This is a genomic window from Pseudomonas edaphica (genome assembly GCF_005863185.1).
In the GTDB taxonomy this organism is placed as follows: Bacteria; Pseudomonadota; Gammaproteobacteria; order Pseudomonadales; family Pseudomonadaceae; genus Aquipseudomonas; species Aquipseudomonas edaphica.
The window spans coordinates 1-5,725 of the sequence record NZ_VBVZ01000401.1 but is presented as its reverse complement, the minus strand read 5'-3'; the positions used below and the strand labels follow the sequence as shown (position 1 = coordinate 5,725).

Genomic DNA, 5,725 nt, shown 5'->3' with positions numbered 1-5,725 from the left:
GCCCGTTTCGAACTGAGCGATTACCATGCCCAGGGCGAAGCCTTCTGGCTGCCCGTAACGGGCGATGCCATGACCGCGCCCAGCGGCCTGAGCGTCGGTGCGGGCATGATGATTCTGGTGGACCCGGCCATCGAGCCCGAACCCGGCAAGCTGGTGGTTGCGCAATGGGCCGACAGCACCCAGGCGACCTTTCGCCAATTGATGGAAGAGAGCGGCCAGCTTTACCTGGTGCCGCTCAATCCGACTTATCCCAAGCAGCTGTTCACCGATGCGTGCCGAATCCTCGGGGTCGTGGTGCAAGCCACGGCGAAGTTCTAGTCCGTGGTCTCAAGTTCCACCAGGGCGCTGCCTTCGGCGACCATTTCGCCTTCCTGGCAAAACACTGCCTTGACCGCCCCGGCGTGAGGCGCGCGGATACTGTGCTCCATCTTCATGGCCTCGAGCACCACCAGCTGAGTGCCAGCCTCCACGTGTTGACCGACTTCTACCAGCACCCGCACGATGCTGCCGTTCATCGGCGCTGTGAGGCCGCCTTGATGAGTCTGGTTGGCCTCGACTGCAGCAATCGGGTCATACAAGCTGACGGCCTGCATCTGGCCATCCCAGCGCAGATACAGGATGCCTTCGCTGCGTACCGCCAGATAAGCGCGGCGCACGCCATGGTGTTCGATCAGTAGTTGCTCGCCGCGCAATTGCGCAGTGCCCGCTACCAGCTTCACCAGCCGGTCCTGCCCGGCGCAACTCAAGTGCAACGACACGTCGCTCGGCAACCCGGCACGAAAGCCTCGGTTATCCGCCCACGGGCCTTCACCGGCGGGCTGGCTCTGCATAAACGCCGCCCCTGCCGCCTGCCAGAACTCATCGCTCAAAGCACCAGGTGCTGGCAGCAGTTCATCCTGATAGCGCGGAATAAACCCGGTATCGAGTTCAGCCGCCGCAAACGCCGGATGGCCGATGATGCGCCGCAAAAAGCCGAGGTTGGTCTTGACTCCGCCGACCGCAAACTCATCGAGCATGCTCAACAACCGCAGGCGCGCCTGTTCGCGGTCTTCACCCCAGGCAATCAGTTTGCCGAGCATCGGGTCGTAGAAGGGCGAAACGTTGTCGCCTTGTGCTACGCCACTGTCCACACGGCGCCCCGGGCCTGGCGTAGATTCGCGGTACAGTGCCAGGTGCCCGGTGGCTGGCAGGAAATCATTGGCCGGGTCTTCGGCATACAAGCGCACTTCAATCGCATGGCCCACCAACGGCACCTGATCCTGAGTGATCGGCAGCGGTTCACCCTGAGCCACACGAATCTGCCAGGCTACCAAATCAAGGCCGGTAATCGCCTCGGTCACTGGATGCTCCACTTGCAGCCGCGTGTTCATCTCCATGAAGAAGAACTCGCCACGCGCGTCCAGCAAAAACTCCACGGTGCCGGCGCCCACATAGCCGATCGCCTGGGCCGCACGCACGGCCGCCTCACCCATGGCTTTACGCTGCTCGGCACTCAAGCCCGGTGCGGGTGCTTCTTCCACCACCTTTTGATGGCGACGTTGAATAGAACAGTCGCGCTCATTGAGGTACAGGCAATGGCCGTGTTGGTCGGCAAACACCTGAATCTCCACGTGGCGCGGCTTGAGCAGGTACTTCTCCACCAGCATCTGCCCATTGCCAAAGGACGACAGCGCCTCACGCTGGGCCGAGGCCAGGGCTTCGGCCAACTGGCTGACGTCCTCGACCACCTTCATGCCCTTGCCGCCGCCACCTGCCGTGGCCTTGAGCAGTACCGGGTAACCGATACGTTCGCAGGCATCGCGGAAAGTTTCCAGGTCCTGGTCCGCGCCGTGATAACCCGGCACCAACGGCACCCCGGCAGTTTCCATCAGCGCCTTGGCCGCCGATTTGCTGCCCATGGCATCGATGGCCGAGGCGGGCGGACCCAGGAAAACAAGACCGGCGGCTTCAATCGCACGAGCAAAGCCGGCGTTCTCCGACAGAAAGCCGTAACCCGGATGGATCGCCTGAGCGCCACTGGCTTGGGCGGCGGCGATCAGTTTGTCGATTTGCAGGTAACTGTCGGTGGCCTTGCTGCCACCCAGGTCAACCCGAATGTCGGCCTCGCGGCTATGGCGCGCATCGCGGTCGGTGGCGCTGTGGACCGCCACGGTGGTCAACCCCATCGCCTTGGCGGTGCGCATTACCCGGCAGGCGATTTCGCCACGGTTGGCCACCAGCACAGTGGTCAGTGTGCTCATGAACGTGGCTCCTGCGCTTGCCAGCTGGGCGGGCGTTTTTGCAGGAACGCGCGCAAGCCTTCCTGGCCCTCGGCGCTGACGCGAATCCGCGCGATGGCATTTTCGCAATACCGACGCAGCGCCGGGGTGAGGGCGCCGTTGCCGACTTCGCGCAGCAAATCCTTGCTGGCGCGCATGGCAGCCGGGCTGTTTTGCAACAGGTTGGCGATCCACAGTTCCACTTGCGCATCCAGCTCGGTGGCCGGGTAACTTTCCGCCAGCAGGCCAATGTCGCGTGCACGCTGGCCGCCAAAACGCTCGGCCGTCAGCGCATAGCGCCGCGCGGCCCGCTCGCCGATGGCCTGTACCACGAACGGGCTGATCACCGCCGGTGCCAGGCCGATGCGCACTTCCGGCAGGCAGAACTGCGCGTCATCGGCGCCAATCGCCATGTCGCAGCAACTGATCAAGCCCAGCGCGCCCCCGTAGGCTGCGCCTTGCACTACTGCCAGGGTCGGGATTTTCAGCTTGGCCAGGTTGTACATCAACTCGGCCAGCTCGCGCGCGTCGTCCAGGTTGGTGTGGTAATCCAGCTCGGCCGATTGCTGCATCCAGGCCAGGTCTGCGCCGGCGCTGAAGTGCTTGCCACGTGCGCGCAACACTAAAAAACGCAGGGATGCATCGGCCTGCACCTGGTCGAGGGCGATGATCAACTCGCGGATCATCTGCGCATTGAACGCGTTGTTCTTGGCTTCACGACTGAGCCACAGCGTGGCAAAACCACGGCTGTCGGTGACCAGTTCGAGGGTGTTGAAATCGCTCATGGGGTACAGCTCCATTTACATGCGGAACACGCCGAAGCGGCTCGGCTCGATGGGGGCATTCAGCGCGGCGGACAACGCCAGCGCCAGCACGTCACGGGTCTGCTGCGGGTCAATCACACCGTCATCCCACAAACGTGCGCTGGAGTAGTAGGGATGGCCCTGGGTTTCGTACTGGTCGAGAATCGGCTGCTTGATCGCGGCTTCTTCTTCGGCGCTGAACGCATTGCCCGCGCGCTCGGCCTGTTCACGCTTGACCTGCACCAGCACGCCGGCGGCCTGTTCGGCGCCCATCACACCGATGCGTGCGTTCGGCCACATCCACAAAAAGCGCGGGTCATAGGCGCGACCGCACATGCCGTAGTTACCGGCACCAAAGCTGCCACCGATGATCACCGTGAACTTGGGTACCTTGGCACACGCCACCGCTGTGACCAGCTTGGCGCCGTGCTTGGCAATGCCGCCGGCTTCGTATTTCTGGCCGACCATAAACCCGGTGATGTTCTGCAAGAACAGCAACGGAATCCCGCGCTGGCAGGCCAGTTCGATAAAGTGCGCGCCTTTTTGCGCGGCCTCGGCGAACAGAATCCCGTTGTTGGCCAGGATCGCAATCGGGTAGCCGTGCAGGTGCGCAAAACCACACACCAGCGTGGTGCCAAACAGCGCCTTGAACTCATCGAATACCGAGCCATCCACCAGCCGCGCGATCACTTCGCGCACATCAAATGGCTGCTTGGCATCGGCCGGGATCACGCCATAAAGTTCTTCGCTGCTGTACAACGGCGCCACCGGCGGGCGTTGCACTAACTCACCCTGCTTGCGCCAGTTGAGGTTGGCCACACTGCGTCGGGCCAGGGCGAGCGCATGTTCATCGCTGTCGGCATAGTGGTCGGCTACGCCGGAGATCTTGCAGTGCACATCGGCACCGCCCAGGTCTTCGGCGCTGACCACTTCGCCGGTCGCGGCTTTTACCAGCGGCGGCCCGGCGAGGAAGATCGTGGCTTGCTGGCGCACCATGATCGCTTCGTCGGCCATGGCGGGTACGTAGGCGCCACCGGCGGTGCAGGAGCCCATCACCACGGCGATTTGCGGGATGCCCTGGGCGCTCATGTTGGCCTGGTTGAAGAAGATCCGCCCGAAGTGTTCGCGATCAGGAAATACCTCATCCTGACGCGGCAGGTTGGCACCACCGGAGTCCACCAGGTAAATGCACGGCAGGCGGTTCTGCTCGGCGATGGTCTGGGCACGCAGGTGTTTTTTTACCGTGAGCGGGTAGTACGAGCCGCCTTTGACCGTGGCGTCGTTGGCGACGATCATGCATTCGACGCCTTCCACACGGCCGATTCCGGCGATCACGCCAGCGGCGGGCACGTCCTCGCCGTACACCTGGTGAGCCGCCAGTTGGCTGAGTTCCAGGAACGGTGAGCCAGGGTCGAGCAAGCGGTTGATACGCTCACGGGGCAGCAGTTTGCCGCGCGAGGTGTGCCGTTCCTGGGCCTTGGCGCCGCCGCCTTGCTGCACATGGGCGAGCAGGCTGTGCAGGGCGTCGACCTGTTGGCGCATCGCCGTGCTGTTGGCGGCGAACTCCGCTGAACGCGGGTTTAGCTGGGTATGCAAGGTGGCCATGGGGGGCGCTCCTTCAGCGGGTTTCGTTGAAGAGTTCGCGACCGATCAGCATCCGCCGAATCTCACTGGTGCCAGCACCGATTTCGTACAACTTGGCATCACGCAGCAGGCGCCCGGCGGGGAATTCATTGATGTAGCCATTGCCGCCGAGAATCTGGATCGCGTCCAGGGCCATTTGCGTGGCGCGCTCGGCACTGTAGAGGATCACCCCGGCGGCGTCCTTGCGCGTGGTTTCGCCACGTTCGCAGGCCTGGGCCACCGCGTAGAGATAGGCGCGGCTGGCGTTGAGCTGGGTGTACATGTCCGCGACCTTGCCCTGGATCAGCTGGAATTCGCCGATGCTCTGGCCGAACTGCTTGCGGTCATGGATGTAGGGCACGATCAGGTCCATGCACGCTTGCATGATCCCGGTCGGGCCGCCCGAGAGCACCACGCGCTCGTAGTCCAGGCCGCTCATCAGCACTTTGACGCCGCCATTGAGCACGCCAAGGATGTTTTCTTCGGGCACCTCGACGTCATCAAAAAACAGTTCGCAGGTGTTGGAGCCGCGCATGCCCAGCTTGTCGAACTTGTTGCTGCGGCTGAAGCCTTTGTAGTCGCGCTCGACGATAAACGCGGTGATGCCGTGAGGGCCTTTTTCCAGGTCGGTCTTGGCGTAGATCACGTAGGTGTTGGCGTCGGGGCCATTGGTGATCCAGGTCTTGCTGCCGTTGAGCACGTAGTGGTCACCACGTTTGTCGGCGCGCAGCTTCATCGAGACCACGTCGGAGCCAGCATTCGGTTCGCTCATGGCCAGGGCGCCGATGTGCTCGCCGCTGATCAACTTGGGCAGGTACTTGAGTTTTTGTTCGTGATTACCGTTGCGGTTGATCGGGTTGACGCACAGGTTGGAGTGCGCGCCGTAGGACAGCGCCCCTGACGCCGAACAACGGCTGATTTCTTCCATGATCACCACGTGCGCCAGGTAACCCAGACCGGCGCCGCCGTACTCTTCCGGCACGGTGATGCCCAAGAGGCCCATGTCCCCGAACTTGCGCCACAGGTCGGCATGGAACAGGT

General features: G+C 63.0%; 5 protein-coding genes. 1 reads left to right on the top strand and 4 read right to left on the bottom strand.

Features of this window, described 5'->3' with window-relative positions:
- Positions 1–318 (top strand): LexA family protein (locus tag FEM54_RS22555; protein WP_240792784.1); only part of this gene is annotated, 318 nt, incomplete at its 5' end.
- On the opposite strand, the gene FEM54_RS22550 is transcribed toward FEM54_RS22555, so the two are convergent.
- From FEM54_RS22550 to FEM54_RS22535, 4 genes are all read right to left on the bottom strand, one after another.
- A complete protein-coding gene (locus FEM54_RS22550) occupies positions 315–2,240 on the bottom strand; it encodes an acetyl/propionyl/methylcrotonyl-CoA carboxylase subunit alpha (protein ID WP_138453119.1) in 1,926 nt (641 codons plus the stop codon). The two genes, FEM54_RS22555 and FEM54_RS22550, sit on opposite strands and share 4 nt — an antisense overlap.
- Positions 2,237–3,043, bottom strand: a complete 807-nt coding sequence (locus FEM54_RS22545) for a gamma-carboxygeranoyl-CoA hydratase (protein ID WP_138453117.1) — start codon at positions 3,041–3,043, stop codon at positions 2,237–2,239. The genes FEM54_RS22550 and FEM54_RS22545 overlap by 4 nt, the downstream gene beginning before the upstream one ends.
- A gap of 15 nt (positions 3,044–3,058) precedes the next feature.
- The gene (locus FEM54_RS22540; protein WP_138453115.1) at positions 3,059–4,666 is read right to left on the bottom strand and encodes a carboxyl transferase domain-containing protein; all 1,608 of its coding nucleotides are present in this window, start codon (positions 4,664–4,666) and stop codon (positions 3,059–3,061) included.
- Positions 4,667–4,679: 13 nt separating this feature from the next.
- The coding region (locus FEM54_RS22535) for an isovaleryl-CoA dehydrogenase (RefSeq protein WP_138453113.1) at positions 4,680–5,725 on the bottom strand (1,046 nt) is incomplete at its 5' end.